The organism is Phenylobacterium sp. (genome assembly GCF_030698145.1).
Taxonomy (GTDB): Bacteria; Pseudomonadota; Alphaproteobacteria; order Caulobacterales; family Caulobacteraceae; genus Phenylobacterium.
Map to the genome: position 1 here is coordinate 1 of NZ_JAUYNW010000019.1, position 3,063 is coordinate 3,063.

The 3,063-nt window shown below is 65.3% G+C and carries 3 protein-coding genes and 1 pseudogene; all 4 read right to left on the minus strand.

Features of this window, described 5'->3' with window-relative positions; genetic code table 11:
• The coding region (locus Q8Q77_RS02165; RefSeq protein WP_305580717.1) for a proton-conducting transporter membrane subunit at positions 1-510 on the minus strand (510 nt) is incomplete at its 3' end.
• Between the two features lie 13 nt (positions 511-523).
• Positions 524-2,587 carry an NADH-quinone oxidoreductase subunit L gene (nuoL, locus tag Q8Q77_RS02170; protein WP_305580719.1) on the minus strand — a complete coding sequence of 688 codons (2,064 nt, stop codon included), beginning with the start codon at positions 2,585-2,587 and terminating at the stop codon, positions 524-526.
• An 11-nt stretch (positions 2,588-2,598) separates the two neighbouring features.
• The gene (gene nuoK, locus Q8Q77_RS02175) at positions 2,599-2,907 is read right to left on the minus strand and encodes an NADH-quinone oxidoreductase subunit NuoK (protein ID WP_305580721.1); all 309 of its coding nucleotides are present in this window, start codon (positions 2,905-2,907) and stop codon (positions 2,599-2,601) included.
• Positions 2,904-3,063: pseudogene (locus tag Q8Q77_RS02180) on the minus strand (NADH-quinone oxidoreductase subunit J); the annotation flags it as partial. The gene nuoK and the pseudogene Q8Q77_RS02180, both read right to left, overlap by 4 nt.

The following is a 3,063-nucleotide window of genomic DNA, read 5'->3' on the forward strand; positions in this document are numbered from 1 at the left end:
GAAGAACTTGTAGGCCGCGTAGACCCGGTTCTTGCCGCCCCAGATGCCGATGATCAGGAACATCGGCACCAGGCCGAACTCGAAGAAGGCGTAGAACAGCACCAGGTCCAGGGCGCAGAACACCCCGATCACCAGGGTCTCCAGCACCAGGAACGCGACCATGTATTCCGGCACGCGCTTCTCGATCGTCGTCCAGGAGGCGGCGATGCAGATCGGCATGAGGAAGGCGGTCAGCAGGACGAACAGGATCGAGATCCCGTCCACGCCCATGCGGTAGTGGAGCCCCGCGAACCAGACCGCGTCCTCCAGGAACTGGAAGCCGGGATTGGCCGGGTCGAACTCGGCGACGAGCAGCACCGAGAGCGCCAGAGTCGCGAGCGTGGTGACGAAGGCGATCCACTTGGAGGCGGACACCACGCGCGCCTCGTCCCTGGACGCCGCGCGCAGCAGCAGGATGGCCGCGACGCCCAGCAGCGGGGCGAAGGTGACGAGGGAGAGAATGCCGGTCATTGGATCGTCCCCCTCAAGCCTGCCAGGCCCACAGCGCGTAGGACAGAAGTCCCGCCACGCCGAGCAGCATCACGAACGCATAGTGGTAGACGTAGCCCGTCTGAGCCCGGCCAGCCGCGCGGCCAACGGCGTAGGACACCGCCGAGACGCCGTCGGGGCCGAAGCCGTCGATGACCTTCTGATCGCCGCCCTTCCAGAACAGGTCGCCCAGGAACCTGGCGGCGCGCACGAAGGTCGCCTCATAGATCTCGTCGAAGAACCACTTGTTGTAGAGGAAGGTCCAGAGCGGGCCCTTCCGCGCGGCGATGGCCGCGCCCATGCCTTCGCGCAGGATGTAGACATAATAGGCGCCCGCGAAGCCGAGCGCCGACACGAACAGCGGCGCCCATTTCACCCAGGTCGGCGAATGGTGGGCGTGCTCCAGCACGTGGTTGTCCGCGCCGTTGAAGATCGCGCCCCGCCAGAATTCCTTCCAGCCCTCGCCAACGAAGTGGTCGACGAAGAAGTAGCCCGCAGCGAGCGCGCCGACGGCGAGCAGCATGATCGGAACCAGCATCGACCACGGGCTCTCGTGGGGCTTGTGGTCATGACCGTGCGCGTGATCGTCGGGCAGCGGTTCGTCGTGGGTCTCGATCTGGGCAGAGCTGGCGTGGTCGTCGGCCGCGTGGCCGTGGCCGTTGTGTTCCCACTTGGCCGTGCCGTGGAAGGTCATGAAGGCCAGGCGCCAGGAATAGAAGGCGGTCAGGCCCGCGGCGAACACGCTCACCACGAAGGCGAAATAGGCGACGCCGCCCATTTCCTGGCCGGCCGCGAAGGCCGCCTCGATGATGGTGTCCTTGGAATAGAAGCCGGCGAACCCGAGGTGCAGGCTGGGAATGCCGAAGCCGGTGATGGCCAGGGTCCCGATGGTCATGACCGCGTAGGTGATCGGCAGGTGTTTCCACAGGCCGCCCATCTTCCGCATGTCTTGCTCGTGGTGCATCCCGTGGATCACCGAGCCGGCGCCCAGAAACAGCAGCGCCTTGAAGAAGGCGTGGGTGAACAGATGGAACATGGCCGCCTGATAGGCGCCGACGCCGGCGGCGAAGAACATGTAGCCGAGCTGCGAACAGGTCGAATAGGCGATGACCCGCTTGATGTCGTTCTGGGCCAGGCCGACCGTGGCGGCGAACAGGGCCGTGACCGCGCCGATCAGGGTGACGACCTGCTTGGCGTAGGGCGCGTACTCGAACATCGGCGACAGCAGGCAGACCATGTAGACGCCGGCCGTAACCATGGTCGCGGCATGGATCAGGGCCGAGACCGGGGTCGGGCCCTCCATGGCGTCGGGCAGCCAGGTGTGCAGGAAGAACTGGGCCGACTTGCCCATGGCGCCGACGAACAGCAGGGCGCAGGCCAGGTCCACCGCGTGCCACCAGGAGCCGGCGAACCACCAGCCGGTGTTGGCGAACTCAGGCACGCGCGGGAAGATCTCGGCGAACTCAATCGAGCCGAACATCCAGTAGACGGTCATGATGCCCAGCGCGAAACCAAAGTCGCCGACCCGGTTGACCACGAAGGCCTTGATGGCCGCGGCGTTGGCGGTGGGTTTCTTGTACCAGAATCCGATCAGTAGGTAGCTGGCCAGGCCCACGCCTTCCCAACCAAAGAACAGCTGCATGAAGTCGGCGGCGGTCACCAGGGCCAGCATGGCGAAGGTGAACAGCGACAGATAGGCGAAGAACCGGGGCTTGCTGTCGTCCATCGCCATGTAGCCCCACGAATAGACGTGGACCAGGGATGCGACGCTGGTGACCACGACCAGCATCACGGCCGACAGGCCGTCCAGTCGGATCGACCAGTTGGACTGGAAGTCGCCGATATTGATGAAGGGCAGGAACTGCAGGGTGAAGGGCTCGAGCCCGCCCCAGGTCCATTGGGCGAAGATCACCCAGGAGAGCACGGCGGCCAGCAGCAGCAGGCCGGTGGTGACGGCTTGCGACGCGACGTCGCCGATCCGGCGGCCGAACAGGCCCGCGATGATCGCGCCCACCAGGGGGGCGAAGACCACGGTGGTGATGAGGGACGAAGGGGTCATGGAAAGGTCGATCAGCCCTTCATCATCGAGACGTCGTCCACGGCGATGTCGCCGCGGTTGCGGAAGAAGGTGACGAGGATGGCCAGGCCGACGGCGGCCTCGGCCGCAGCGACGGTCAGCACGAACATGGCGAAAATCTGCCCCGTGACGTTGTGCAGATAGACAGAAAAGGCCACCAGGTTGATGTTCACGGCCAGCAGGATCAGCTCGATCGACATCAGGATGACGATGACGTTCTTGCGGTTCACGAAGATGCCGAAGACCCCGATGGTGAACAGGATCGCGGCCACCGAGAGGTAGTGGGTCAGCCCGATGGTCATTGGTCGATCCCCTGCCCCGATTTGATCTGGACGATGCGCATGCCGCTCTCGGGGCTGCGGGCCACCTGGTCGGCGATCACCTGGCGGCGGACGCCGGGCTTGTGGCGCAGGGTCAGCACGATGGCGCCGATCATGGCCACTAGCAGCACCAGCCCG